General features: G+C 74.1%; 20 protein-coding genes and 1 pseudogene. 15 read left to right on the top strand and 6 right to left on the bottom strand.

Annotation, left to right across the window (positions count from 1 at the left end; translation table 11 throughout):
- Positions 1-97: 97 nt before the first annotated feature.
- Positions 98-2,218 (bottom strand): DEAD/DEAH box helicase, encoded by a 2,121-nt coding sequence (locus tag ACLQ2V_RS07455; RefSeq protein ID WP_425717609.1) that lies wholly within the window; start codon positions 2,216-2,218, stop codon positions 98-100.
- 362 nt (positions 2,219-2,580) lie between these two features.
- On the opposite strand from ACLQ2V_RS07455, the gene ACLQ2V_RS07450 reads away from it, so the two are divergent.
- Positions 2,581-2,814: a hypothetical protein gene (locus ACLQ2V_RS07450; RefSeq protein ID WP_425717608.1), complete on the top strand. Its 234-nt coding sequence runs from the start codon at positions 2,581-2,583 to the stop codon at positions 2,812-2,814.
- Between the two features lie 1,576 nt (positions 2,815-4,390).
- On the opposite strand, the gene ACLQ2V_RS07445 is transcribed toward ACLQ2V_RS07450, so the two are convergent.
- Positions 4,391-5,983, bottom strand: a complete 1,593-nt coding sequence (locus tag ACLQ2V_RS07445; RefSeq protein ID WP_425717607.1) for an NlpC/P60 family protein — start codon at positions 5,981-5,983, stop codon at positions 4,391-4,393.
- Positions 5,984-6,231: 248 nt separating this feature from the next.
- On the opposite strand from ACLQ2V_RS07445, the gene mqnE reads away from it, so the two are divergent.
- From mqnE to ACLQ2V_RS07430, 3 genes are read left to right on the top strand one after another with little or no spacing between them, the layout of a single operon-like run.
- Positions 6,232-7,401 carry an aminofutalosine synthase MqnE gene (gene mqnE, locus ACLQ2V_RS07440; RefSeq protein ID WP_425717606.1) on the top strand — a complete coding sequence of 390 codons (1,170 nt, stop codon included), beginning with the start codon at positions 6,232-6,234 and terminating at the stop codon, positions 7,399-7,401.
- Positions 7,402-7,423: 22 nt separating this feature from the next.
- Positions 7,424-7,858: a hypothetical protein gene (locus ACLQ2V_RS07435; protein ID WP_425717605.1), complete on the top strand. Its 435-nt coding sequence runs from the start codon at positions 7,424-7,426 to the stop codon at positions 7,856-7,858.
- A gap of 23 nt (positions 7,859-7,881) precedes the next feature.
- Positions 7,882-8,145 (top strand): DUF4229 domain-containing protein, encoded by a 264-nt coding sequence (locus ACLQ2V_RS07430; protein ID WP_425717604.1) that lies wholly within the window; start codon positions 7,882-7,884, stop codon positions 8,143-8,145.
- 116 nt (positions 8,146-8,261) lie between these two features.
- Here the strand turns inward: ACLQ2V_RS07430 and ACLQ2V_RS07425 are convergent, their stop codons facing one another.
- Positions 8,262-9,605: a C39 family peptidase gene (locus ACLQ2V_RS07425; RefSeq protein ID WP_425717603.1), complete on the bottom strand. Its 1,344-nt coding sequence runs from the start codon at positions 9,603-9,605 to the stop codon at positions 8,262-8,264.
- Between the two features lie 217 nt (positions 9,606-9,822).
- On the opposite strand from ACLQ2V_RS07425, the pseudogene ACLQ2V_RS07420 reads away from it, so the two are divergent.
- The 4 genes and pseudogenes from ACLQ2V_RS07420 to ACLQ2V_RS07405 all read left to right on the top strand — a co-directional run.
- Positions 9,823-11,133: pseudogene (locus ACLQ2V_RS07420) on the top strand (M14 family metallopeptidase); the annotation flags it as partial.
- A gap of 435 nt (positions 11,134-11,568) precedes the next feature.
- Positions 11,569-12,504 (top strand): ABC transporter substrate-binding protein, encoded by a 936-nt coding sequence (locus ACLQ2V_RS07415; protein ID WP_425717602.1) that lies wholly within the window; start codon positions 11,569-11,571, stop codon positions 12,502-12,504.
- Between the two features lie 37 nt (positions 12,505-12,541).
- Entirely contained in the window at positions 12,542-13,633 is a 1,092-nt protein-coding gene (locus tag ACLQ2V_RS07410) for a FecCD family ABC transporter permease (RefSeq protein ID WP_425717601.1), read from the top strand.
- Complete coding sequence (locus ACLQ2V_RS07405; protein ID WP_425717600.1) at positions 13,630-14,568, top strand: ABC transporter ATP-binding protein; 939 nt, start codon at positions 13,630-13,632, stop codon at positions 14,566-14,568. Before ACLQ2V_RS07410 ends, ACLQ2V_RS07405 begins: the two co-directional genes overlap by 4 nt.
- Positions 14,569-14,724: 156 nt before the next feature.
- Here the strand turns inward: ACLQ2V_RS07405 and ACLQ2V_RS07400 are convergent, their stop codons facing one another.
- Positions 14,725-15,489, bottom strand: coding sequence for a VOC family protein (locus ACLQ2V_RS07400; protein ID WP_425717599.1), 765 nt, complete (start codon positions 15,487-15,489; stop codon positions 14,725-14,727).
- Between the two features lie 260 nt (positions 15,490-15,749).
- Here ACLQ2V_RS07400 and ACLQ2V_RS07395 point away from each other — a divergent pair, with 260 nt between their 5' ends.
- Genes ACLQ2V_RS07395 through ACLQ2V_RS07380 form a run of 4 tightly spaced genes read left to right on the top strand, consistent with a single transcriptional unit; the run spans position 15,750 to position 18,058 of the window.
- A complete protein-coding gene (locus tag ACLQ2V_RS07395) occupies positions 15,750-16,130 on the top strand; it encodes a WXG100 family type VII secretion target (RefSeq protein WP_425717598.1) in 381 nt (126 codons plus the stop codon).
- An 8-nt stretch (positions 16,131-16,138) separates the two neighbouring features.
- Entirely contained in the window at positions 16,139-17,062 is a 924-nt protein-coding gene (locus ACLQ2V_RS07390; protein WP_425717597.1) for a WXG100 family type VII secretion target, read from the top strand.
- A gap of 13 nt (positions 17,063-17,075) precedes the next feature.
- Positions 17,076-17,459, top strand: coding sequence for a YbaB/EbfC family nucleoid-associated protein (locus ACLQ2V_RS07385; RefSeq protein ID WP_425717596.1), 384 nt, complete (start codon positions 17,076-17,078; stop codon positions 17,457-17,459).
- A 2-nt stretch (positions 17,460-17,461) separates the two neighbouring features.
- Complete coding sequence (locus ACLQ2V_RS07380; RefSeq protein WP_425717595.1) at positions 17,462-18,058, top strand: hypothetical protein; 597 nt, start codon at positions 17,462-17,464, stop codon at positions 18,056-18,058.
- A gap of 172 nt (positions 18,059-18,230) precedes the next feature.
- On the opposite strand, the gene ACLQ2V_RS07375 is transcribed toward ACLQ2V_RS07380, so the two are convergent.
- Positions 18,231-19,313 carry a serine hydrolase domain-containing protein gene (locus ACLQ2V_RS07375; protein ID WP_425717759.1) on the bottom strand — a complete coding sequence of 361 codons (1,083 nt, stop codon included), beginning with the start codon at positions 19,311-19,313 and terminating at the stop codon, positions 18,231-18,233.
- Positions 19,314-19,678: 365 nt separating this feature from the next.
- On the opposite strand from ACLQ2V_RS07375, the gene ACLQ2V_RS07370 reads away from it, so the two are divergent.
- Positions 19,679-20,335 carry an ABC transporter ATP-binding protein gene (locus ACLQ2V_RS07370; RefSeq protein ID WP_425717594.1) on the top strand — a complete coding sequence of 219 codons (657 nt, stop codon included), beginning with the start codon at positions 19,679-19,681 and terminating at the stop codon, positions 20,333-20,335.
- Positions 20,332-21,864, top strand: coding sequence for a DUF6297 family protein (locus ACLQ2V_RS07365; protein WP_425717758.1), 1,533 nt, complete (start codon positions 20,332-20,334; stop codon positions 21,862-21,864). The genes ACLQ2V_RS07370 and ACLQ2V_RS07365 overlap by 4 nt, the downstream gene beginning before the upstream one ends.
- 21 nt (positions 21,865-21,885) lie before the next feature.
- Here the strand turns inward: ACLQ2V_RS07365 and ACLQ2V_RS07360 are convergent, their stop codons facing one another.
- Positions 21,886-23,898 (bottom strand): HelD family protein, encoded by a 2,013-nt coding sequence (locus ACLQ2V_RS07360; RefSeq protein WP_425717593.1) that lies wholly within the window; start codon positions 23,896-23,898, stop codon positions 21,886-21,888.
- 863 nt (positions 23,899-24,761) lie between these two features.
- Here ACLQ2V_RS07360 and ACLQ2V_RS07355 point away from each other — a divergent pair.
- Positions 24,762-25,343 (top strand): ArsR/SmtB family transcription factor, encoded by a 582-nt coding sequence (locus ACLQ2V_RS07355; protein ID WP_425717592.1) that lies wholly within the window; start codon positions 24,762-24,764, stop codon positions 25,341-25,343.
- The last annotated feature ends 14 nt before the right edge of the window (positions 25,344-25,357 follow it).

Genomic DNA, 25,357 nt, shown 5'->3' with positions numbered 1-25,357 from the left:
ACGGGACGTTACGCCACGGCACTGGTGGCGGCAGCGCATGCGAAAACGCCGCCGCGGAGCGTGGGCTCCGCGACGGCGTTTCCGGTGCTGCGACAGATCAGTGGGTACGCGCCGGCGGCCGTCCCCCGTACCCGCGTCGCTCCTCGCGGGGCCGGTCGTCGCGCCCGCGCCCCTCGGCCCGGAATCCGCCGCGCGCGGCACCGGCACGCGGGTCCGCGCCGCGCTCACCGCGCTCGGGGAAGCGCCGCTCGCCCCGGTCGTCGCGCTCGCCGAAGCGGCGCTCGCCGGTGGGCCGGTCGTCGTAGCGGCGCTCGCCGGTGGGGCGGTCGCCGTAGCCACCACGGTCGCCGGTGGGCCGGTCGTCGTAGCGGCGTTCGGGGCGTGCGTCCCGGTCACCGTAGCCGCGCTCGCCGGTCGGGCGGCCAGCGTAGCCGCGGTCGCCGGTCGGGCGGTCGCCGAAGCGCCGTTCGCCGGTGGGGCGGTCGCCGTAGCCGCGCTCGCCGCTGGGCCGGTCGCCGAACCGGCGCTCGCCCCGGTCGTCGCGGTCGCCGAAGCGCCGTTCGCCGGTCGGGCGGTCGCCGTAGCCGCGCTCGCCGGTGGGGCGGGCAGCGTAGCCGCGGTCGCCGGTGGGGCGGGCAGCGTAGCCGCGGTCGCCGGTCGGTCGGTCGCCGAAGCGGCGGTCCCCGCCGGAGCGGTCCGGCCGGTCGCCGAAGCCGCGCTCACCCCGGTCGTCGAAGCGACGCGGGCCGGACGGCCGGTCACCGTAGCGGCGCTCGCCCCGGTCGGCGAACTGACGCGGGCCGGACGGCCGGTCGCCGTAGCGGCGCGGCTCCACCGACTCGACGCGCACCGGCACGCCGCTGGGCTCGCGGGCGCCGGTGAGCTCGGTCAGCAGCGCGTCACCAACCCGGATCCGGTTCTCCGCCGGCGCGACGCCGGCCTTCTCCATCATCGCCAGGGTGGTGCGACGCTGCTTGGGCAGCACGAGGGTGGCCACCGCGCCGGACTCGCCGGCTCGGGCGGTACGCCCCGCGCGGTGCAGGTAGTCCTTCGGGTCCTTCGGCGGGTCCACGTGCAGCACCAGGGACACCCCGTCGACGTGGATGCCCCGGGCGGCCACGTCCGTGGCGACCAGCACGTTCATCCGGCCCTCGCGGAACTCCGCCAGGGTCTTCGTGCGCATCCGCTGGGTCTTGCCGCCGTGCAGGCCACCGGCCCGTACGCCGACGGCGGCGAGCTGCTCGACCAGCCGGTCCACGCCGAGCTGGGTGCGGGCGAAGAACATGGTCCGGCCGGGCCGGGCCGCGATCGAGGCCGCCACGGCGAACTTCTCGTGCGGCGGGATCAGCAGCAGGTGGTGATCCATGGTGGAGACCGCAGCCGTGGCCGGGTCGGTCGAGTGGGTGACCGGATCGGTCATGAACCGCCGGACCAGCGAGTCGACGTCGCCGTCGAGGGTGGCCGAGAAGAGCAGCCGCTGGGCGTCGGCCGGGGTCTTCGACAGCAGCTCGGTGACCTCCGGCAGGAAGCCCATGTCGGCCATCTGGTCGGCCTCGTCGAGCACGGTCACCTCGACGTCGGTCAGGTTGCAGACGCCCCGGTTGATCAGGTCGCCCAGCCGCCCGGGGGTGGCCACGACGATCTCCACGCCGCGCCGCAGGGCGTCGACCTGCCGGTCGTACGGCACGCCGCCGACGGCGGTCTTGAGGAAGACGCCGACGGCCTTGCCGAGCGGCACGAGCGCGTCGTTGACCTGCATGGCCAGCTCCCGGGTGGGCACCAGGACCAGGGCCCGGGGGTGCAGCGGGCGGGCCCGGTTGCGGGTGGCGAGCCGGGCGATCAGCGGCAGGCCGAAGGCGAGGGTCTTGCCGGAGCCGGTCTGGCCCCGACCGAGCACGTCCCGGCCGGCGAGGGCGTCGGGGACGGTGGCCTTCTGGATGGCGAACGGCGCGGTGATGCCCTGCCGGTGCAGCGCCTGCACGAGCGCCTGGGGCAGCCCGAGCGAGGCGAAGTCGACCTCGGTGTCGAGATCGTCGGCCGGCGCGTCGTCGGCGTCGTCGTCGGCGTCGGCGTCGAGGATCGCGTCGGCGTCGACGATCGCGTCGGCGTCGACGATCGTTTCGACGGGCGCGTCGGCGGTGGGCTCGGATGCGGCGGCGCCGTCCGGGGTGACCGGGAGGTTCTCCTCGGCCGGGAAGTCGAGAGCGGACGGGGACATGCCGGGATCAGCAGAGGTGGTCAAGAAATACCTTTCGGGCGGGGCGCATCTTCGCGATGGCCTGCCGCAGCTCAACGCCGCCGGATCGCCCGCAAGATCGCCCATGGGCGTGCCTTCGGGCACGCCAGGTCAGTGATCAGAGACAAGTGTACGGCGACGCGGCAAACCCGCCACCGCACCACGACACCGTAGTGGGCGGATTCACCACCGCCGACGCGGATCAGTTGTTGAGGAGGCCACCTACCAACCCGTCCATGGCGTCGCCGGCGAACAGGACGAACAGCACGCCGATCACCACGAGCAGGCCGAGGGAGACCGCCAGGACGACGACCACCTTGGCGGTGTTGGACCGGGGAGTCGGCGTGTCCGCCCAGCCCTGGGCGAGGATGTGCCCGGTCAGCGAACCGGAGTTCTCGCTCGGGTTCCCCGCCGGCAGGGAGATCGTGGCGAATCCCGGCCCGTCGGTGCCGTACGCGGTGCTGGCCAGGTCGGTGGTCCGCAGATCCGGCCGGCCGGTCGTCCCCGTCGGAAACCTGCCGCCGGACGCCTCGCTCGTGGGCTTGGTCTGCCAGGCGGTGGTGGGGGCGGCGCCGTAGAGGCCGCCGGCCGGTGTGCCCGAGCCGGGGACGCCGGAGACCGGCGCTCCCGACGTCGACTTCCCGGCCTGTTCCGCCGGGTGCCCCCGGCGCGAGGCAGGCTCGGTCGGTGGTGGCCAACTGGGCAGCGCGGGAGCGGGAACGACCGGCGGCGTGGTGGGCGGGGCCGGGGACGGCGGTTGCTGCGGGCCGGGACCGGAGGTGTCCGTCGACGAGGGCGGCCAGCCCGCGAAGGCGGCCGGGGCCGGCGGTGCGGAGGTCGGTGAAGCCGGGCGGTTGGGCCCGCCACCGGCACCCGGAGCCGAAACGGAGGCCGAGGCCGAGGTCAGCGGGGGCGGCGGAAAGGGCGGTGCCGGGATCGGGCCGGGCGGCGGCGGAATCGGTGGCCCGGGGGGCGGGGCCGGCGGCCCGGGAACGGGCGGAATCGGCCCGGGAACGGGCGGGTTCGGGCCGGGTACGGGCGGCTGGGGGCCGGGCGGAATCGGCCCGGGACCCGGCGGGGTGGGCTCGGGGACCGGCGGGTTCGGCGACGGCGGGGTGGGGCCCGGGACCGGCGGCGTCGGCGGGTTCGGCCCGGGGAGGGGCGGCACGGGCGCGGGGACGGGCTCAGGTTCCGGAACGGGCGGCGACGGCGGTTCGGCCGGCTCCGAGGGCTGGGCCGGCTCCGAGGGCTGGGCCGGCTCCGAGGGCCCGGGACCGACGGGGGCCGACCGGTAGAGCGTGGGGGTGCCCTGCGTCGGCCCGCCCACCCTGAAGCGCCCGGCGGAGCCCGGGGACCCGGCCGCCCGGCGTGCCTCGTCGGCCGCCTCACCTGCGGATACCCGGTTCAGGCCGGGGACCTGGACGCTGGCGCGAGCTGTCGAGGACCCGGCGGAGGAGACCGCGGAGTCGTCGCCGGGGTGGTTCTCGCCCGTGCGCTGCCTCGGCACGAAGGGCGCCGGCCGGGCATCCGCCGGGGTGCCCGCACCGGAGTCGGGGGAACCGCCACCGTCCGCACCGGGCGCGACCGGGCTCCCGGCGGCGGCACCGGGTGTGATCGTGTGGCGCTCTCCGGTCGGCGAACCCGCGCGGTACGTGGTTCCGCCGCTGCCGGTGGCCGGCAGCGGCATCCCTTCCGGCGAGGCGGCGTGGGCGACGCTCACCCGGGCTCGAGCGGCCACGGCCGGCATCGCCACCCGTCCGGCCGACCCGGCGGGGCTGGTCGACCCGGCGGGGCTGGTCGACCCGGCGGGGCTGGTCGACCCGGCGGGGCTGGTCGAGCCGGACTCCGCGTCCGGACCGTGGGAGCCGGTCGGGCCGGCCGAGGCGGTGGAAACGGCGGGGCCGGATGGGGCGGCTGTCACCGGAGGGTGCTCATCCGACCCGACGTCGCTCGACGCGCCTGCCGAGCCGACTGTTCGGCCGGTGGGGTCGGGCGTGGAACCGGGGTCGGCCGTCTCCGCCGGAACCTCTTGCTCGCCCATCGTCGTCCTCCGTGCTCACACTCGCCTCAGTGCCCGTGGCATCGGGCCGGAGGTGTCTGGTGTCACGGTGCCACATCCCAGCCAGGCAGCACAGTCGGAGTGGACGGTTGAGCTCAGCCGGCGTTGCTCGTCGCGGGCTTCGGAGAGCCGCTCTCCCCCGATGCCGGGCTGCTCGACTGCGCGGACGGCGACGGTGACGGGGACGGCGGTCGGGTCGACGGCGGCGGGGTCGGCGACGGGGTCGTCGGCCTCGGGGAGGGCGGCTTCGGCGGGAGCGACGGCCGCGTCGGCCCGGGAGTGGGCTTCGTCGGCGTGGGCTTTGGCGTCGGCTTCGGCGTGGGCTTCGGCGTGGGCTTGGGCGTGGGCTTGGGCGTGGGCTTCGGGGCGGGCGGCTTGGGAGCGGGCACGGCCGGGCCCGGCACCGCCCCGACGACCCGCGTCGCGGCGTAGAGCCGGGACCAGCCGACCACGGAGATCTTCACGGTCTGGCCGGTGGTCGGCGCCTGGACCATCTTGCCGCCGCCGATGTACATCCCGACGTGGTGGACCGTCGTCCAACTGCGGCCGGAGGCGAAGAAGAGCAGGTCACCGGGGAGCAGCGCGTTCTGGCTCACCGCCCGGTTGCGGGTCGCGTAGTACTGGTCGCGGGAGACCCGGGGCAGCTGGTAGTAGCCCGCCGACCGGTAGGCGGCCCACATCAGGCCGGAGCAGTCGAAGGCGTTCGGGCCCTCCTCGGACCACACGTACGGGTCGCCGAGCTGGGCCAGGGCGTAGCGCACGGCGGCCAGCGCGACCGGGCTGGCGGTGAGGCCGTTGGCGTTCTGCCCCTGGACGTAGGAAGCGCCGAGCTGCTGCTCCATCGCCTCCTGCTGGCTCTCCAGCAGGATGATCTGCGCGGCGTTGTCCTTGCGCAGCTTGAGCAGGCTCGCCTCCTGCGTGCGCAGCGCACGCTCCGCGGCGGTGTACTGCGTACGGACGGTGCGCACCCGAGTGTCGGCGGCCTGCCACGCCTGGTAGGCGACCTGCTCCGCCTCGCGGGACCGGGCCAGCTCGCCGGCGGCGGCGGTGGTCGCCCCGTCGGCCTCCTCGCCCCGGTTGATCCGGGAGAGCACGCTGAGGCCGTGCAGATCCCGGGCGAACTGGCCGGGCGGCAGCGCGGCGGCGGCCTTGAACGCGCCCGCCGCGGCGGTGTCGGCACCCTGCTGGGCGCGGGCCAGGGCGTCGCGGGCGATCTTGAGGTTCTGGTTGGCGGTGGTGAGCTGGGCCTCCGCCTCGGCGCGGGTCTGGCGCAGCCCGAGCAGTTGGTTGCCGAGCAGGCCCACCTGGGTCTCGGCGGTGCTGATCGCCAGGGCGAGTGGGCCGTTGCCCAGGGGCGTCGTCGGCGTGCCGGGGGTGCCCGCGCCGGGGAGACCGGGGGTGCCCGCGCCGGGGAGACCCGGGGTGCCCGCGCCGGGGGCCCCGGGGGTGCCCGCGCCGGGGGCCCCGGGGGTGCCGGGGCCGTTCACGCCGGGCAGTTGCAGGCCGGCGGAGGGGACCGGGCGCGAACCGGTGTCGGGGACGGCGTCGGGCAGTGGAGCGGCGGAGGCGGGGGTGACGAGCGCGGCCGTGGCCACGGCGCTGAGCAGGGCGGACCAGAGCATCGGTCGGAGCACCGGGGAGAACAGGGGAGCCCTCCGCCGTCGTCGTCGCGTCTGCTGGCTCTGCACCATTGCGCTCCTCATGTGGCGTGAGTCAGTGGGCCGCGCTCGGGTGGCGCGGCGGACGGGGGCGGACCCTAGTGCGGCCGCCACCCATCCTGTCTTACCGCAAAGAGGCAAAGATGTCGATGCGAGAACGGGTAACAACCGGCTGTGAGTTCGGTGAGGTACGTCGCTGACGTCGCCCGACCCGACGGTTCCGCGGCGGTCCGACGTAGGCTCGACGGGACCGCAGGTGGAAGGGACGTGGCTTTTCGATGGACGCCGGACTCAAGCGCGAGCTCGAAGCGAAGGTGTACGCGGGGGAGCGGCTGACCCGCGAGGACGGGATCGCGCTCTACGACAGCGACGACCTGACCTGGTTGGGCCGGCTGGCCCACCACCGGCGCACCGAGCTCAACGGCGACCGGGTGATGTTCAACGTCAACCGGCACCTGAACCTCACCAACGTCTGCTCGGCGTCGTGCGCGTACTGCTCGTTCCAGCGCAAGCCGGGCGAGAAGGACGCGTACACGATGCGGATCGACGAGGCGGTCCGCAAGGCCAAGGAGATGGAGGACGAGCAGCTCACCGAGCTGCACATCGTCAACGGCCTGCACCCCACGTTGCCCTGGCGCTACTACCCGAAGGTGCTGCGCGAGCTGAAGGCGGCGCTGCCGAACGTCAAGCTCAAGTGCTTCACCGCGACCGAGGTGCAGTGGTTCGAGAAGATCAGCGGGCTCAGTGCCGACGCGATCCTCGACGAGCTGATGGACGCCGGGCTGGAGTCGCTGACCGGCGGCGGCGCGGAGATCTTCGACTGGGAGGTCCGCCAGCACATCGTCGACCACGACTGCCACTGGGAGGACTGGTCGCGCATCCACGCGCTGGCCCACTCGAAGGGCATGAAGACCCCGGCGACGATGCTCTACGGCCACATCGAGGAGCCCCGGCACCGGGTCGACCACGTGCTGCGGCTGCGCGAGCTCCAGGACGAGACCGGTGGTTTCGCGGTCTTCATCCCGCTGCGCTACCAGCACGACTTCGTCGACTCGGCGGACGGCAAGATCCGCAACCGGATCCAGGCCCGCACCACGATGGCCTCGCCGGCGGAGTCGCTGAAGACCTTCGCGGTCTCCCGGCTGCTCTTCGACAACATTCCGCACGTGAAGAACTTCTGGGTGATGCACGGGCTCTCGGTGGCCCAGCTCTCGCTCAACTTCGGCGTCGACGACCTGGACGGCTCGGTCGTGGAATACAAGATCACCCACGACGCCGACTCGTACGGCACCCCGAACACGATGCACCGCGACGACCTGCTGCACCTGATCTGGGACGCCGGCTTCCGGCCGGTCGAGCGGAACACCCGCTACGAGGTCGTCCGCGAGTACGACGCCCCGACGCCGATGGCCGAGCGCCGCTCCGAGCCGCAGCAGGTCTGGGCCTGACCGGCCCGTACCCTCCTAGGTCATGAGCGAGTCGAGCAAGCCGCAGGCGGGCGGGTTTCCCCGGCGGGACGCCCAGGGGCGGGTGGTCGCCCTGGGCGACCTGCTCGGGGTGGGCCTCGCCGGCCTGGTGATCGGCCTGCTGGCGCTGCTGCTCTTCGACTGGGGCTTCGCCACGGTCGGCGCGGGCGACTTCGGTCAGGCCAACGGCTGGCTGGCGATCATCCTGCCCGCCTGGTTCTACTGGGACGACTTCCGGTCCTGGGAGTTCGGGGCGGCCCGGGTGGTGGCCGCGCTGGCGGCGGTGGCGCTCTCCGTGGTCGGCGGGCTGCTGGTGGCCGGCCTGGCCGACGGGCTGCCGCCGCTGCTCTCCGGCGGGCTCGCGGCGGCGGCGTTCACCGTGCTCTACGCGGTGGTGTGGTTCCCTGGCGTGCACTGGCTGGCCCGGCGGACGGGCTGAGCCTTGGAGAACGGAGTGCGGACGTGAGCGCGGCGGTCAAGTACACACTGGGCCGGATCGGGCTCTTCGCGGTGGTCTTCGTGGCGCTGTTGCCGATCGGGATGAACATCTTCCTGCAACTGATGCTGGCGCTGGCGTTCTCCGCCACGCTCTCGTTCCTGCTGCTGCGCGGCTGGCGCGACGAGATGGCCGAGGAGATGGCCGGGGCGGCGCAGCGCCGCCGCGCCGAGAAGGAGCGGCTGCGCTCCGCGCTGGCCGGCGACGACCAGCAGCCGAACGGCAAGTAGCCGAAGCGGCCCGCCGACCGGCGGACAGTCGAAGCGGCCCGCCGACCGACCAGACAGCCGTCGGGCGGTGACCGGGGAGCCGGCGTCGTCGGCGGCTCCCCGGTCGGCTCCGCCGACTACCAGTTGGTCGAGCCCGGCACGTACGGCCACGCCCGGTTCGCCGGCTTGATCAGGTAGGCGATGCCGCCCGACCCGCCGGCCACGGTGCCGTCGGCCCGGTAGCGCTTGGTGCGCAGCCAGATCTGCTCGAACTGCTCGCGCTTGTAGACGTTGCGCACCTCGGCGTTGGACGAGGAGGCCGGGTCGTTGACGATGACGTCACCGTCGGCGGTGAAGCCGACGACCACGAAGAGGTGGCCGGAGGTGCCGTAGTTCGACCCGTCCAGCTCGGTGCCGAGGAACGACTGCGAGGTGATCACCGGGATGCCGGCCTTGACGAAGCGTTCCACCTCGTCGAGGGAGTGCAGCCGGGTCACCCGGGCGTCGGTGTTGGCGAAGCTGCCCGCGTACGCGGTGTTGTAGGGCCAGTTGCCGGCGCCCTCGTACTCGTAGTCCCAGGTCATCCGGGCGGCGTGGGCGACCTGCGGGTCGACGTAGCCGGGGGTGATCCAGGACATGTCCTGGGCCGAGGGCTTCCTGCCGTAGTACTCCAGGACCATCGTGGTCGACGTCGGGCTGCACCAGACCTGGCCGCCGCCGCCCCACTCGGGGTAGTTGCCCTTGTGGATCATCTGGGAGCGGGCCGGGACGGGCAGCTCGGTGCCCCACGCGATGCCGCCCTTGCTGGGGGTCACGGTGAAGCGGTCGGGGATGTTCGAGCTCATCGCGCCGAGCATCCGGACCTTCGGCGACGCCGTCTGGCCGGGCTTGCGGTACAGGCTGAGCCGCAGCTGGTACGACCGCAGCAGCACGCCGGCCTCGGCGTCGTCGATCGAGAACGTGTCGGTCCAGATGCTGGAGTACGGGTCGCCCTGACCGTCGAGGGTGGCCCGCTTGATGTCCTGGTCGCCGGAGGCCCAGCGGCTCATCACGTACCAGGGGGTGCTGGTGCCCGTGTTGTAGGTGCCCTGCATCTCGACCTGGATCCAGGTGCCCGCCGGGGTGTCGGCGTTCCACGACGCGACCAGCTCGGTGGCGTCGAAGCCGACCCGGGTGCTCGGCGAGGTCCAGGTGGAGTATTCCCAGGTGGCGGTGGTGCCGGTGTGCTCATCGGTGAACTGGGTGGTGCCCGCGGGCCGGCCGATGGTCAGGGCGGGGCGCGGGGTGAGCGCGGGCCGGGTGCCCCGGTGGGTGCCGGAGAGCCAGCCGGGGAGGCTGGACCACTCCTGGAAGGTGATCTGCTCGTCGTGCGTGACCGAGTGGTGCTTCTTGCCGTGGGCGTGGGCGGGGGCGGTCGTGCCGACGAGGGCGAGCGCGGCGACGCCGACGAGGGCGACCGCGCGCAGGGCTCTGCTGACCATGGGATCTCCGCGAGGTGAGGCGGGTCAAGTGCTGCTTTGCGGTCACTATCCCGTGCGCAGGGAAGTTTCGCCATACGTTGACGGATGGAAAACGATTGCCGGTGTGAGGATCAGGTCGGGATGGATCAGATAGTGAGAGATATTGATATGACCATGTGACGCGTGGTGAAGTTCGCACCACGTAGCGGGATCTCCCCCGTACCTCAGGAGGTTGTCCATGGCCTTGCGCATCCCCGTCCGCCTGCGTCGCGCGGTGGTCCTCGCCGCCGCCGCAGGCCTGGGCCTCACCGTCGTCACCGGGCCGGTCTCCGCCCGCCCGGCCCCGGAGGGCACCGCCGAGCCGGCCGCCGTCGAGTACCTCGTCCACGGCCCGCGCACCCTGGCCGAGCGCAACCTGGTGGCCCGCACCGGCGCCGCCGTCGACTCCAGCGAGCACGGCGTCCTGCACGTCACGGCGACCGCCGAGGAGGCGGCGGCGATCCGGCGGCTCGGCTTCCGGGCCGAGGCCGTCCCCGCCCCGCCCGCCGGGGAGATCGGCGCCAACGGCTTCCCCTCCGCCGACTCCAACTACCACGACTACGCCGAGCTGACCGCCGTGGTCAACAAGGTGGTCGCCGACCACCCGACCATCGCCCGCAAGACCAGCATCGGCCGCTCCTACGAGGGTCGCGACCTGATGGCGGTGAAGATCTCCGACAACGTCGGCACCGACGAGGCCGAGCCGGAGATCCTCTTCAACTCCCAGCAGCACGCCCGCGAGCACCTGACCGTCGAGATGGCGATCTACCTGCTGAACCTGTTCACCGACAACTACGGCAGCGACACCCGGATCAAGAACATCGTCAACTCCCGGGAGATCTGGATCGTCCCCACGGTCAACCCCGACGGCAGCGAGTACGACATCGCCACCGGCTCGTACCGCTCCTGGCGCAAGAACCGGCAGCCCAACAGCGGCTCGACGGCCATCGGCACCGACCTGAACCGCAACTGGGGCTACAAGTGGGGCTGCTGCGGCGGCTCGTCGGGCAGCGCGTCGTCGCTGACCTACCGGGGCCCGTCCGCCTTCTCCGCCCCGGAGACCAAGGCGCTGCGTGACTTCGTCAACGGCCGGGTCGTCGGCGGCGTGCAGCAGATCAAGGCCAACATCGACTTCCACACGTACTCGCAGCTCGTGCTCTGGCCGTTCGGCTACACCACGGCGAACACCGCCACCGGGATGACCACCGACCAGTACAACACCTTCGCCACGCTCGGCCAGCGGATGGCGGCCAGCAACGGCTACACCCCGCAGCAGTCCAGCGACCTCTACATCACCGACGGCGACAGCCTCGACTGGCTCTGGGCGACGCACAAGATCTGGGCGTACACCTTCGAGATGTATCCCGGGTCGTCCGGCTCCGGCGGCGGCTTCTACCCGCCCGACGACATCATCCCGGCGCAGACCGCGCGCAACAAGGAGGCGGTCCTGCTGCTCTCCGAGTACGCCGACTGCCCGTACCGGGTGATCAACAAGCAGACGCAGTACTGCGCCTGACCGGCGGCCGCGCCGGCGGGGCCCACCCCGGGCCCCGCCGGCGTCGTCGGTCCGGCGGGTTCCTGCCTGCGGGTACGGGGCAACGGGCCGCCACGGGACGACCGGGCAGGAACGTTCGCCGGGTGCGCCACCACGGCCTCGGCCGTCCGCCGGGTGCGCTACCGTGGCACCCGACCGATCCGCAGCGAAGCCGGTGAGAACCCGGCGCTGTCCCGCAACTGTGATGCCCCACCGTGGCGTCCGGCCCCCTTTCGGGGTCGGCGTCGACCAGGCGTCGGCCGACCGGCCGGTGCCGACGGGTGTGGCTGAGCCAGGTCGCCTGCGGAGCGGTCGCGACACGCGCCTTCGAGGAAGGGCGCCTCGCGGACGGGCCTCGGCACCACGGCTCCTGTCGGCGAAGCACCACAGCCTCGACCGACAGGAGGACCAGTGTTCCGACGTACCCCCCGGATCTTCGCCGCCACCCTCGCGGTCGCCGCGCTCGCGCTCGGCGCCTGCGCCGAGACCGGCCCCGACGAGCCCCCCGTCACCGGTGCCCCGGCCGCCGGGGTCTTCCCGGCCACCGCCGGCGGGCTCACCCTCGACAAGCGCCCCGAGAAGATCGTCTCGCTGGCGCCGACCGCGACCGAGATGCTCTTCGCCATCGGCGCCGGCCAGCAGGTCACCGCCGTCGACGACCAGTCGAACTACCCGCCCGAGGCCCCGAAGAGCGACCTGTCGAGCTTCCAGCCGAACGCCGAGGCCATCGCCGGCCGCAACCCCGACCTGGTGGTCGTCTCCGACGACATGAACAAGATCGTCTCGCAGCTCACCGCGCTGAAGATCCCGGTGCTGCGCACCCCGGCGGCGACCACGCTGGAGGACACCTACCGGGAGCTGACCGACCTCGGCACGCTGACCGGCCACGCCGACGAGGCGGCCGACGTCGTCCGGCGGATGAAGGACGACATCGCCAAGCTGACCAAGGACCTGCCGCAGCGGGCGACGAAGCTGACCTACTACCACGAGCTGGACACCGAGCTGTACAGCGTGACCAGCAAGACCTTCATCGGCTCGATCTACGCCCTCGCCGGGCTGGAGAACATCGCCGACCCGGCGGACGCCGACGGCAAGAGCGGCGGGTACCCGCAGCTCTCCCAGGAGATCATCGTCAAGGCGGACCCCGACTTCGTCTTCCTGGCCGACACCAAGTGCTGCAAGCAGACCCCCGAGACGGTGCAGGCGCGCAGCGGCTGGGCCGGCGTCACCGCGGTCCGGAACAACCAGGTCGTCGCGCTCGACGACGACATCGCCTCGCGCTGGGGCCCACGCGTCGTCGACCTGCTCCGCACCGTCGTCGACGCCGTCGCCAAGGTCCCGGCGTGACCGTGCCGCGCGGCGCGGCGCGGAAGGGCCTCCGGTCGTGCGTACGACGCTGACCGGGCGCCCCGCCAAGGCCACCACCACCGCCGTCGACCGGCCGGCCGGGCTGCGGCCCGGCTGGCTGGTCGCCGGGGTGCTCGCCGTGGCCGTCGCGCTCGTCGCCGGGGTCTGCCTCGGGCCGGTCGTCCTGCCCCCCGGCAGCGTCGCCGCCGAACTGCTCAACCTGCTGCCCGGGGTACGCCTGAACAGCGGCCTCACCGAGCGCGAGATCGCCATCGTCACCGAGCTGCGGCTGCCCCGGGTGGTGCTCGGGCTGCTCGTCGGCGGGCTGCTCGCCCTGGCCGGCGGCTGCTACCAGGGGGTGTTCCGCAACCCGCTGGCCGACCCGTACCTGCTGGGGGTGGCGGCCGGAGCCGGGCTGGGCGTCACCGCCGCGATCGCCCTCGGCGCGGGCGACCTGCTGGCCGGGCTGCCGGTGACCGTCCCGCTGGCCGCGTTCGTCGGCTCGCTCGGCGCGGTCGCCCTGACGTACGTGCTCGGGGCGGCCGGCGGGCGGGGCGGCTCGACGGCGACGCTGATCCTGGCGGGGGTGGCCGTGTCGGCGTTCCTCTCCGCCGGCCAGACGTACCTGCTGCAACGCAACTCCGACACCATCCAGCAGGTCTACTCCTGGCTGCTCGGGCGGCTCGCCACCGCCGGCTGGGCGGACGTGCGGCTGGTGCTGCCGTACTTCCTGCTCACCACCGTCGTCGTGCTGCTGCACCGCCGCGAGCTGGACGTCCTCTCCGTCGGCGACGACGAGGCGATCAGCCTGGGCCTGCACCCGCAGCGCTCCCGGTACCTGCTGATCGCCGCCGCCTCGCTCGGCACCGCCGCGGCCGTCTCCGCGTCCGGGCTGATCGGCTTCGTCGGGATCATCGTCCCGCACACCGTGCGGCTGCTCGCCGGGTCGAGCTACCGGGTGATCCTGCCGCTCTCGCTGCTCTTCGGCGCGGCGTTCCTGGCGCTGACCGACGTGGTCGCCCGCACCGCCGCCGCCCCCTCGGAGGTCCCGATCGGCGTGGTCACCGCGCTGCTCGGCGGCCCGTTCTTCGTCCTGGTCCTGCGCACGATCCGCCGGATGCCCACATGAGCGCCCCGCCCACCCCACGCCCCGCGCCCGCCGACGGCCACGGGCCAGCCGCCGGCTCCGCGCCCGTCGGCCACGGGCCAGCCGCCGGCTCCGCGCCCGTCGGCTCCGGGCCTTCCGCCGGCTCCGGGCCTTCCGCCGGCTCCGGGCCCGCCGGCGGTGCGGCCCCCGCCGTCGAGGTGCGGGGCCTGCACGTCACGCTGGACGGCGCGCCGATCCTGCGCGGCGTCGACCTGACCGTCGCGCCGGGCGGCTGGGTCACCGTGATCGGCCCGAACGGCGCCGGCAAGTCGACCCTGCTGCGCGCCGTCGGGGGCCTGCTGCCCGCGCCGGGCGCCATCTCCCTCTTCGGTACGCCCAGCGAGGCGCTGCGCCGCCGCGACCGGGCCCGGCTGGTGGCCACCGTCGCCCAGTCCCCGGTCGTCCCGGCCGGCATGTCGGTCTTCGAGTACGTGCTGCTCGGCCGGACCCCGTACGTGCCGACCCTGGGCCGGGAGTCCGCCGCCGACCTGGCCGCCGTGCGGGACGTGCTGGACCGGCTCGACCTCACCGCCCTGCGCCGCCGGGAACTGGCCACCCTCTCCGGCGGGGAGCGACAGCGGGCCTTCCTGGCCCGGGCGCTCGCCCAGGGTGCCACCCTGCTGCTGCTCGACGAGCCGACCAGCGCCCTGGACATCGGCCACCAGCAGGAGGTGCTGGAGCTGGTCGACCAGCTCCGCCGCGAGCACGGCCTGACCGTCCTGGCCACCATGCACGACCTCTCCCTCGCGGGCGAGTACGCCGACCGGATGGTCCTGCTGGCCGCCGGCCGCGTCGCCGCCACCGGCCCACCCGAAACGGTGCTCACCGAGGACCTGCTGGCCCGCCACTACCGCGCCTCGGTCCGCGTCCTCCCCGGCGACCACGGCCCCCTGGTGGTCCCAACCCGCCCCCGCTGAGCCCTCGGCCCGCCCGCTAAGACCCCGTTGATCAAGAGGTTTGCGTCAATTTTGATCTCCAACATGACGCAAACCTCTTGATCAACCCGGCGGGGTGGGGTGGGGGTGGGGTGGGGTGGGGGTGGGGTGGGGTGGGGGTGGGGTGGGGGGGTGGGGTTAGTTGGGGAAGGCGATGACGGAGAAGAGGGCGCCCTGGGGGTCGCGGAGGGCTGCTAGGCGGCCCCGGGAGATGTCGCGGGGCGGGACCAGGATCGACCCGCCCAGTTCGGCGGCGCGGGCGGCGGTGGCGTCGGCGTCGGCCACCGCGAAGTACACCGTCCAGTACGCCGGCAGGTCGGCCGGGAAGTCGTCGGCCAGCGGGGGCATCATGCCGGCGACGATCCGGTCCCCGAGCCGCCACCCGACGTACGCGACCGGGCCCATCGGGCGCTCCTCCGGATGCCAGCCGAAGACCAGCTCGTAGAAGACCTCCGCGCCCTGCGGGTCCGGGGTCACCAGCTCGTTCCAGCTCATCGACCCGGGCACGTCGAAGAGCTCCGCGCCGGGGTGGGCCATCGGCTGCCAGACGCTGAACGCCGCCCCGGCCGGATCCGCGAAGACCGCCATCCGGCCCTGGTCGAACACGTCGAACGGGGCGACCAGCACCTGCCCGCCGGCCGCCTCCACCCGCGTGGTCACCAGGTCGGCGTCGTCGGTCGCCACGTACGTCGACCAGATCGGCACCTGGTCCGGGGTGCTCGGCGGCCCGGCGCCCGCCACCGCCCGGCCGTCCTTGAGGAAGGTGGTGTACCCGGCGGCCTCCGGCTGCGGCGCGACCCGGCCGGTCCAGCCGAACAGCTCCGGATAGAACCGTCGCGCGCCCGCCAGGTCCGGGGTGGCCAGGTCGGTCCAGCACGGCGTGCCCGGCGGGACGCTGCTCACGCTTACCCCTCTCGGCCGGTGACGCCCGAGTGGGGGCGCCCTGTCGGCGTCGGCCGCCCCGGCGGACGCCCGGCCGGCAGCTGGTGGCCGCCCCCGTCGGGACGCCCTGTCGGCATCGTGGCACCGTCGCGCCGGCCGGAGGCCGGAATCGGACAACTTCCCCAAAGCCGGAGCGCGGGAGATGTTCGACCCGTGCACCGATCGCCTAGGGTGGGATCGCCGTACGGTTGATCCGTCACACAGGACACAGGGGAGGGTCGGTGACGAGCCCGAACGCGAATCTCGACGTCGAACCGGAGGCGCTGAGCGCATTCGCCGGGGCGTCCCGGGGTCGGGCCGAGCAGTTCCGGCAGCTTCGGCAGTCGTTCTCCGACGGGCACGTGCCCCGGCACTCGTTCGGCGTGATGCCGGCGTCGTTCAGCCTGGCCGCCGCGTACGCCGAGCAGTTCGAGGCGTGCCTCGCCGGGCTCGCCGACGGGGCCGAGTTGATGGCCGACATCGCCGAGGGGCTCGACGACACGGCCGGCGCGTACACGGGGTCGGACGTGGCCAACCGGGCCCTCTTCGTGCCCGGCGGCGGCGCGTCCGCACCCGGGCCGACCCCGTCGCCGTCGCCCCGTCCCGCCCCGACCCCAGGCTGAGGGGATCGATGAGCACCGAGGCGCTCCAGCGCAACAAGACCTACTTCGAGCAGATCGTGTCGGGCACCCCCGACCCGTTCAAGCCGCTCTCCGACGCGGTGCTCTGGCCGTTCGAGCAGCTCCTGGAGATGGTCGCTGGCGAGCCGGAGGAGTGCATGCGCGCCGCGCAGCTCTGCCTGAGCACCGGCGAGGCGGTCCGGCAGATCGCCGGCGACCAGGTCGCCGACCGGGCCCGGCTGCGCGGCTCCTGGTCCGGGGACGCGGCGGAGAGCTTCCACGCCTCGATGGAGTCGGTGGAGGAGGCGATCGAGGAGCTGGCCCGGGGCCTGGACGGCACCAAGGAGGTGCTGGTCGACGCGGCCAACGCGGCGGTGGACGCGTTCAACCTGCTGGTCGAGCTGATCCTGGAGTTCCTGATCTGGTTCCTGACCGAGGTGATCATCGCGGCGGTGGCGGCGGCGCTCAGCGCCGGGATCTCGCTGGCCGCGACCGTGGCCCGCGTCCTGGCCCGGCTCGCCACCACCGTCGGCCGGATGTGCAAGATCGTCGCCCGGTTCGCGGAGATCCTCACCAAGCTGGTGGTCAAGCTGGAGAAGGTGGCCGAGCTGCTGACCCGCTACCGCCGGGCGGTCCTGGAGCTGCGCAAGGCGAAGAAGGCGTACAAGGCGTGGAACAAGTCGGGGTGGACCGCCGAGGCGCGGGCGTTCCAGATCGAACGGTTCAAGACGCTCTTCCCCGGCAAGTTCGCCGTCAACGCCGTCTCCCCGGTCAACGTCAACGGCCTCGGCGGGGCGGTGACCGACGCCGGGTTCGGGATGCACGACGTCTCCGACGGGCACAAGGACCGCAACTACCTGCCCGACGGCACGTACAGCGAGGACATCGGCCCGTACAGCAGTGCCTTGCAGGATATTTTCGACGCCGGCTCCTAACTGAGAGGACGACATGACCTTCCCCGGCCTGGACCGCATCGAGGCGTTGGCCCGCAACCTCGACGACTGGCAGCGGGAGCTGGCCTCCCGGATGATCGAGCTGGAGCAGAGCACCGCCGAGGGAATGAGCGACTCGGGGCTGGTCCGGGTCACCGCCGGCGCGGACGGCAAGATCGTCGCGTCCCAGTTGGACGCGCGGGCGATGCGGCTCGACTCGTACACCCTGGCGGAGGAGTTCACGGCCGCCGCGAACCGCGCCCAGGAGGCCGCGGCGGCCCGGGTCCGCGACCTGGTCGGCGAGGTCATCGGCAACCCCACCGCAGGCCGGGGCTCCACCGCCGGGCCCGACCGCCGGAGCGACCCCGACGGGTACGCCGACCGGCCCGACCGGTACTGACGATGACCGACGACCCGTACGCCGGGGGGGTGTCCCGGCTGCTGGCCCCCGACGAGCGGCTGCTGGCCGTCGCGCGGGCCGACGTGGCGGCCGGGGTCACCGCGCCGGAGCCGCCCGCCGCGCCGGTCGAGGCCGGCGGCGCGGGCGGTGGCCCGGGTTTCCTCGGGGCCCTGCTCAACGTGGTCTCCCCGCTGGTGTCCTTTCCCGCCGGTGACCGGCTGGTCGACCGCGTGGTCTACGGGGTGGCCGGGCGCGGCGAGCCCGGCTCGGCGGCGTCCCGGCTGGCCCTGGCCGACCGGCGGACCACCATGCGGCCCGGCCTGCGGGAACGGGTGCTGGCGGTGACCGACCGGCGGCTGCTGCTCTGCGTCACCGGCCCCACGTCGCTCTGGTCCGGCACCGGCGACCGCTCCGCCGCCGAGCTGGAGGCGATCTGGTCGGTGCCCCGCGCGGACGTCGCGGCGGCCCGGGTCGGCTGGCACCGGCTGAACCCGAAGCGGCTGCGGATCGAGTTCGCCGACGGCTCGTGGGTCGCCTGCACCGTGCCGATCGCCCAATCGGGCGACCCGCTGCGCGCCATCGCCGCCGCCCTCACCTGAGCGCGGCGCCATCGGGTCTCGTGCCAGCCTGCCGGCGGCCCCGCCGCCCCGCCCTGAGCGCGACCCGCCGAGGCGGGTCCGGCCCTGAGCGCGACCCGCCGAGGCCCCGTCACCGGCGGCGGTGACGGGGCCCGTCGGGCGCGGGCCCGGCTCGGGGCCGGGCCCGACCGGGTCAGCGCGGCAGGGGGCGGACCAGCGCCGGGCCGCCGGGCGGCGGAACGGCGGTGGGCAGCCGGAACGCCGTCGCCGTGCGCGCCGAGGCGCTGCCGGTCCCGGTGAGCGCCGTGACCACGAACGCGGCCACGGCCTGCGCGATCGGGTCGGGCTGGCCGGGCAGCGCGTAGTGGGTCACGTTCGTGCCCAGCGTCACCTGCCGGGAGCCGTCGGCGCTGTGCAGCGAGATGGTGGAGTGCCCGAAGACCAACCCGTCGTGCCCCCATGCCCGGCCCTGCGGCAGGGCCAACCAGTAGAGGCCGAGGCCGTAGCCGGCGGCGTCGGGGTCCTCCGGGAGCATCGGCACGGTGGTCCGCATCCGGGCAAGTTCGGCGGGGCGCAGCAGCCGTCCGCCGAGCAGCGCGCGGTAGAACCGGTTCAGGTCGGCGGCCGTGGAGATTAGTGCACCGGCCGTCCAACCCCAGGACATGTTGCTCACGCTGAGGTCGAGCAGCTCCCCGTCGTACCAGGGCACGTAGGCCGCGCTGTGCGGCCCGGCGATGCGGGGCCGCCGGCCGGGGAAGTACGTGTCGCGCAGCCCCAACGGCCGGATGATCCGCCGGTGGACCTCGTCGGTCGCGGACCGGCGGGTGACCCGCTCGATGATCAGCCCGGCCAGGATGTAGTTGGTGTTCGAGTAGGAGTGCTTCTCCCCGGGCGTGCCGGTGCGGGGCGCGTCCAGCCCACCCCGCACGAGCTGCCGGGGCGGGAACGTGGTGTACCGCTTCTCCAGGATGTCCTCGGCGGTGGGGAAGATGACGCTCACGTAGTCGCCGATCCCGCTCGTGTGGTTGAGCAGCATCTCGACGGTGACCCCGGCCACCGCGAACTCCGGCAGGTAGCGGCCGATCGGGGCGTCGAGCGACACCCGCCGCTCGCCGACGAGTTGCAGCAGCGTGGCGGCGACGAACGTCTTGGTGATGCTGCCGACCCGGTGCCGCACCCCCGGCAGCATCGGCCGCCCGGTGTCGATGTCGGCCACCCCGCTGGCGCCCCGCCAACGGTCCCGACCGTCGCGCACCTCGGCGAAGACCCCCACCATGCCGGCGTCGGTGATCGCCTTCAGGCCGGCGGCGAGGGCGTCCACCGGCAGCCGCCGGGCGACCGGGCCGGCGTGCGCCGGGGCGCCGGCCGCCAGCGGGGCGGCCGCCAGCGCGGTGCCGGCCCCGGCCAGGAGAAAAGCGCGGCGTGACAGGTGCATGTTGCCTCCCTGGCAGTTCGATTCCTCCGTCGATCCTCGCCCACGGGTGCAAACGGTCGCATATCCTCGATTCCTGCTGCCCCGACGACAATGGCGAATGCGATAGCCTGCACGCAATCGCCGGCCCAGGCGGCGCGCATCCCTTTCGGCCACGCGGCCGAAATCGATAGTGCGAAAGCGGAGGCCCTCACCTTGAGCGTGTCGCGATGACCGCCCGGCCAGCTCCCGTCGTCGACGTCGACGGCCTCACGGTCGCCTACGGCTCCACGGTCGTCCTCGACGCCGTCGATCTGCAGGTCGCCGAGGGCGCCGCCGTCGCGCTGGTGGGTGAGAACGGGGCCGGCAAGTCCACCCTGCTGCGCTGCGTCGCGGGCGTGCAGGAGCCGTCCGGCGGCACGGTCACGGTCTTCGCCACGACGCCCGGTCGCAGCGTGGAGTTCTGGCGGCAGGTAGCGACCACCGTGGAGTCCCCGAGCTGGTACCAGGGGCTCACCGTCCGCGAGCATCTCGACCTCGTGCGGGTCGCCAACGGCGGCGACCCCGACGACGGGCACATCGACGTCGTGGCCGACCGGCTGGGGCTGACCGGCCTCGCCGACAGCCTCCCCAGCACGCTGTCGTCCGGCCAGCGCCAGCGTTTCCTGCTGACGGCGACCTTCGTCCGCCCGAGCCGCCTGCTGATCCTCGACGAGCCGGAGCAACGCCTCGACACCGCGATCAAGGCCGCCGTCGTGGCGCACCTGCGGGACTACGTGACCGGCGGCGGCACCCTCGTCATGGCCAGCCACGACGAGACCTTCTGGCGCAGCGTCGGCGCGACCTCGGTCGCCCTGCGCCGGCCGGAGGGCCGGCTGTGGCCCTGACCCGAGCGCCGGCACCCGGCCGCCCGGCCGCCGACGTCGACGTCCGGCGCTGGATTCGTCGGCGGCGCATCGCCGCCGAGGGGCGGGTCGACGTCGGCACCGTCTACCTGGTGTTCCTGGCGGTGCTGATGGCGGTCGCGCTGGTCGGTGAGTCCGTCGCCGCCGTCGTCTGGCCGCGGCAGCCGCCGAGCACCGGGCCGTCCGCGACGGTCGTCGTCGGTGCCGTGGCGGCGCTCGCGGCGTTCTTCGTCGTACTGCGCCAACTCGGTCCCCTGGCGATCAGTCGCAGCGACGCGACCTGGCTGTTGCCCGCGCCGGTGTCGCGCCGGCTCCTGCTGACCCCGGCGCTGGCGCTGACCACCGGCGCGGCGCTCGTACTGGGCGGCGCGACCGGCCTCGCCGTGGCCGGCCACCTCGCCGCCCGTCCGGCGGGACCGGGCGTCCTCGCGGGCGCCGTCACCACCGGCGGCGCGGCCGCGATCATCGTGGCGCTCGTGGCGCTGTACTGCCAGCAACGGCCCACCACCGCCCGCGTCGCCGACGGGGCGGGCGTCGCCGTCGGCGTCGGTTGCCTGCTGGTGGCGGCGGGATTCCAGATGTTCGGCACCTACCGGTTGCCGCGCGGGTGGGCCCCGCCGGCGGCGGCGCAGCTCGCCCTCGGCTGCCTCGCCCTCGCCGCCGCGCTCGGCGCGGTGCTCGCCGCCCGTCGGCGGCTCGACCGCTGGCCGACGGCCCCGATCGCGGAGGCGGCGGTCAACGCGGGCGCCTACGCCGACGTCGTCTACGCCGTCGAGCCCTCGTTCCTGGCCGAGCTGAGCGCGCGACGGTTCTGGCGACGGCGTACGGGCATCCGCACGACCAGGCTGGTCGCGCACCGACGCCTGCCGCCGCTGGTCGCGCAGGACCTGCTCATGGTGCGCCGCAAGGCGGGGCGGCTGTGGTGGCTCGCGGGCGGTGCCGCGTTGCCCACCCTCCTCGCCGACGGGCCGGGCTGGCTGGCGATGGGCGTGCTCCTCGTCGGGGCCCTGGCCGCCGCCGGCCTCACCGGCGAGTCCACCCACAGCGACGCGGCGAACCCGGCGCTGCTCCGGTTGCTCGGGGTCACGGGCCGCTGGGTGACCGTGCAGCGGCTCGCCGTCCCCGCCGTCATCGGGGCCTGCTGGGGTGCGCTCGCCCTGGGCGGCCTCCAGGTCGCCGGCGAGCTGGACGGCCCGTGGTGGGCCCTGGGGCTCGCCGCCGGGCCGGCCGTCGCCGCCGGCGCGTTCCAGCGGGCCAGGGCGAGCGCCGCGAGCATCGGCACGATCCTCATCGACACCCCGCTCGGCGCGTTCCCCGCCGGGGTGCTGCTCTGGCTCGTCAACGGGATCGACGTGCTGGCGGTGTTGACCCTGCCGGTCTCCATCGGCCTGCTCACCGCGCGGGCTCCCGAGGTGCTCGGTTGGCCCTGGGTGCTGGCGCAGGCGGCGTCGTCGCTGCTGGGCTGCCTGATCCTGATCAAGCGCTCCGCCACCACCACCAGCAAGCTGTGACGCGCCGGGGCCGGCCCCGGCTCACCCCAGCGGGGCGGGGAGCGGGGCGGTGTGCAGCACCGTCAGCCGGGACACCGCGCGGGTGAGCACCACGTAGAGCCGGTGCAGGCCGCGCGGCTCGGCGGCCACGATCGCGGCCGGCTCGACGGTCACCACATGGTCGTACTCCAGGCCCTTGACCAGCGTCGCCGGGACCACGGTGACCCGCGCCTCGGTCTCGACGTCGGCGGCGGTCGCGGTGTCGATGCCGGCGGCGGCCAGCGCCGCGCGGAGCCCGTCCACCGCGTCGTCGGCGGCGATCACCCCGACCGAGCCGTCGTGGGCCAGCGCCGCCCGCACCTCGGCCACCGTCGCCGCCGCCAGATCGTCCACGGTACGCACCTCCAGCGCGCCGTCGCGGCGCAGCGACTCGGCCGGGGGTACGTCCACGTCGAGCGCCGGCAGCAGCCGGTTGGCGAACGCCACCACGGCGGCGGGCACCCGGAAGCCGACGCTCAGCGGCACCACCTGCGCGTCCGGCTTGCCCAGGTGGGCCAGGGAGTCCCGCCAGTCGCGGGCGGCCCACGGCGCGGTGCCCTGCGCCAGGTCGCCGAGGAGGGTGAGCGACCCGTGCTCGCTGCGCCGGGCGATGGCCCGGCACTGCATGGGGGAGAGATCCTGCGCCTCGTCGATCACCACGTGCCCGAAGCCGACGGGGCGGTCCAGCAGCCCGGCGGCCTCGTCGACGAGCACCGCGTCGGCGGCCGTCCACTTCGTCGCCTTCGGGGTGCGCGCCGGCTTCGCCCAGGTCAGCAGCGCCTGCTCGGCCTCGGTGAGGATCCCGTCGGCCGCCCCCGCGAGCGCCGCCGGGTCGGCCAGCAGGGTGTGCACCAGCCCCTCGGGGGTGAGCGCCGGCCAGACCGTGTCCAGCAGGTCGGTGACCTGGCGGCACCGGCCCATCCGGCGCAGCCAGGCGTCGCTCGGCGACTCGGCCCGGCGGGCCTCGGCCTGGCGTTGCAGCAGCCCGACCACCCGGGCCCGGACCCGCTCCCGGCCGGTGGCGTGCGGCAGCCCCTCCCGGCGGATCTCCTCGACCACCCGGTGCAGCGGGTCCAGGCCGATCCGCCAGCGGAACGAGCCGTCCGAGACCATGATCGGCTCGGTCGGCGCGGCGATGCTCGCCTCGACCGCCCGGCGCAGCACCTCGGCCATCCGCGCGTCGTGCTTCAACGCCGCCACCTCGGCAGGCTCGACGGCCCGCACCGGCACCCGGGCGATCAGGTCCTCCACGGTCGCCTGCTCGACCTCGACCTCGCCGAGGGCCGGCAGCACCGCCGCGATGTACGACAGGAACGCCCGGTTCGGCCCCACGATCAGCACCCCGGACCGGCGCAGCCGCTCCCGGTGCAGGTAGAGCAGGTACGCCGCCCGGTGCAGCCCGACCGCCGTCTTCCCGGTGCCCGGCGCGCCCTGCACGCAGATCGAGTCGGCCAGGTCGGCGCGGACCAGCTCGTCCTGCTCGGGCTGGATGGTGGCGACGATGTCGCGCATCGGGCCGACGCGGGGGCGCTCGATCTCGGCGGTGAGGATGCGGCTGGCCGTGCCCAACTCCTCGCCCCGGTCCAACCGCTCGTCCTCGAAGCTGGTCAGCAGGCCCCGGTCGAAGCCGAAGCGGCGGCGCACGGTGACGCCCTGCGGGTCGCGGGCGCTGGCCCGGTAGAACGCGCGGGACACCGGGGCCCGCCAGTCCAGCACCATGGGTTCGCCCAGGTCGTCGGTGACGTGCCGGCGGCCGACGTGGTGCACCTCGGCACCGAAGGTGAGCCGGCCGAAGAAGAGGGCGGTGTCGGGGCGGTCGGCCAGCTCGGCGACCCGGCGGGACAGGGTGCGCCCCAGCGACTCCGCCGTGAACGCGTCGCCGGCGACGTTGTGGCCGGTGGAGAAGAGGGCCTCGGTCCGCTCGCGCATCCGGGTCAGGGCGGCGCGGGACGCGTCCAGGTGGGCCCGCTCGGCGGCGAGCTCGGTTTCCAGGGTCACGGGGGCGTGCGGGCTCATCCGACGTACTCCTCGGCGCGGGGACAAACGCTGCCGCTCGCGTTTCCGGCCCGGGAAAGGGCTGGCGCGGGGACGTCCGCTGCGGTGCTCGACACCGCGGCCGTCGGCGGGGGCAGACAGTCTACGCCCGGCGTGGGTGCCGGTCGCGGCATTATCCAGCCCCGTCGACGCGTGTCCACGGAGGCGAGGCGGACATGGCGCTCGTGTCCCTGCGGCTGATGGTCATGATCAGCACCGAATGCGTTACATGGCGCCTTCGCTGCGCTGGGAGAGCGCGACATCCCTGACATGGTGTCGATCAAGAGCCCGACGGCCCAAACCCGGGGCAAAGTCCCGCCCCTCGCGCGGTCCTCGCCGCCCTTCGCGCGGTCCTCGCCGCGTGCCCCCGCGCACTCCTCGCCTAGGGCGGCGCGGCCCACCTCGCGGCCATGCGGCGCGCCACACCTTAAGAGATCTTGGTGCCAAATGGCCCCTATGGGGGCCTGGATTTACCAAGATCTCTTTGTGTTCCTGAACAGCAGAACATGAATCTCATCATGTGGGAAGGTGATCGCAGGTGATCTTTGTGTCGAGCGGTGAGGCGGGAAGTTGCCGAGGCCGAGCGGTCCGGTGATCTCGGTCCGAGGAGTTGGCCCACAGTCCGAGCTCGCGTGGCTCGCGCTTGCCAGGCCCCTTGTCGTCCGGCGTCGGCCTCGTACTGGGATCTGCTCGCGTAGGCCGTCGGCGAAGCACTGGCAGTCCGGCTCCGCCGACCGTCAGCGGACGACCGTCACACCGTTGCAATCGCCCCGGTACGCCGGATCGGGCGGGGTTGGCTGGCGAGGGCGATGGCACCGGTGGGCCGGCGGCGGGATCATGGGGCCATGACCGAGGCACGGCCTGAGCGGCGGCAGGTGACGATCAGCGATCCGCAGGTGATGCGGGCGTTGGCCCATCCGGCCCGGCTCGCGATCATGGAACATCTCGCCTCGCTCCCGAGTGGTGCCACCGCCACCGAGTGCGCAGAACTGGTCGGGCTCTCGCCCAGCGCGACCAGCTACCACCTGCGCGCGCTGGCGAAGTTCGGGCTGATCGAGCAGGCACCGAGCCGGGGGGACGCCCGGGAGCGGGTGTGGCGGGCGTTCAGTCCGATCTACTCCGTGACGGCCGGTCAGGCGGCCGACCCCGAGGCGCGGGCCGCCGAGCGGGTGCTGGTGGAGGCGCACATCGCGCGGGACGCGCAGCGGACCCGGGACTGGCTGCGCCGGGCGCCGGAGGAGGCCCCGGAGTGGTACGCCGTCGGCTCGTTCAGCGACAGCGTGCTGCTGCTCACCGCCGAGGAGTTGGGCGCGCTCAACGACGCGGTCCAGGACCTGCTGACGCCGTACCGCCGCCGGCTGCGGTCGAACCCGCCGGCCGAGGCGCGCACCGTCGCGGTGCAGTGGCGGGCGGCACCGATCGACTGAGCGGACCGCGCCGA

It is taken from the genome of Micromonospora sp. DT233 (genome assembly GCF_049841815.1).
Classification (GTDB): domain Bacteria; phylum Actinomycetota; class Actinomycetes; order Mycobacteriales; family Micromonosporaceae; genus Micromonospora.
The sequence above is the reverse complement of the archived record's forward strand: the minus strand, read 5'-3'. Positions and strand labels throughout refer to the sequence as shown.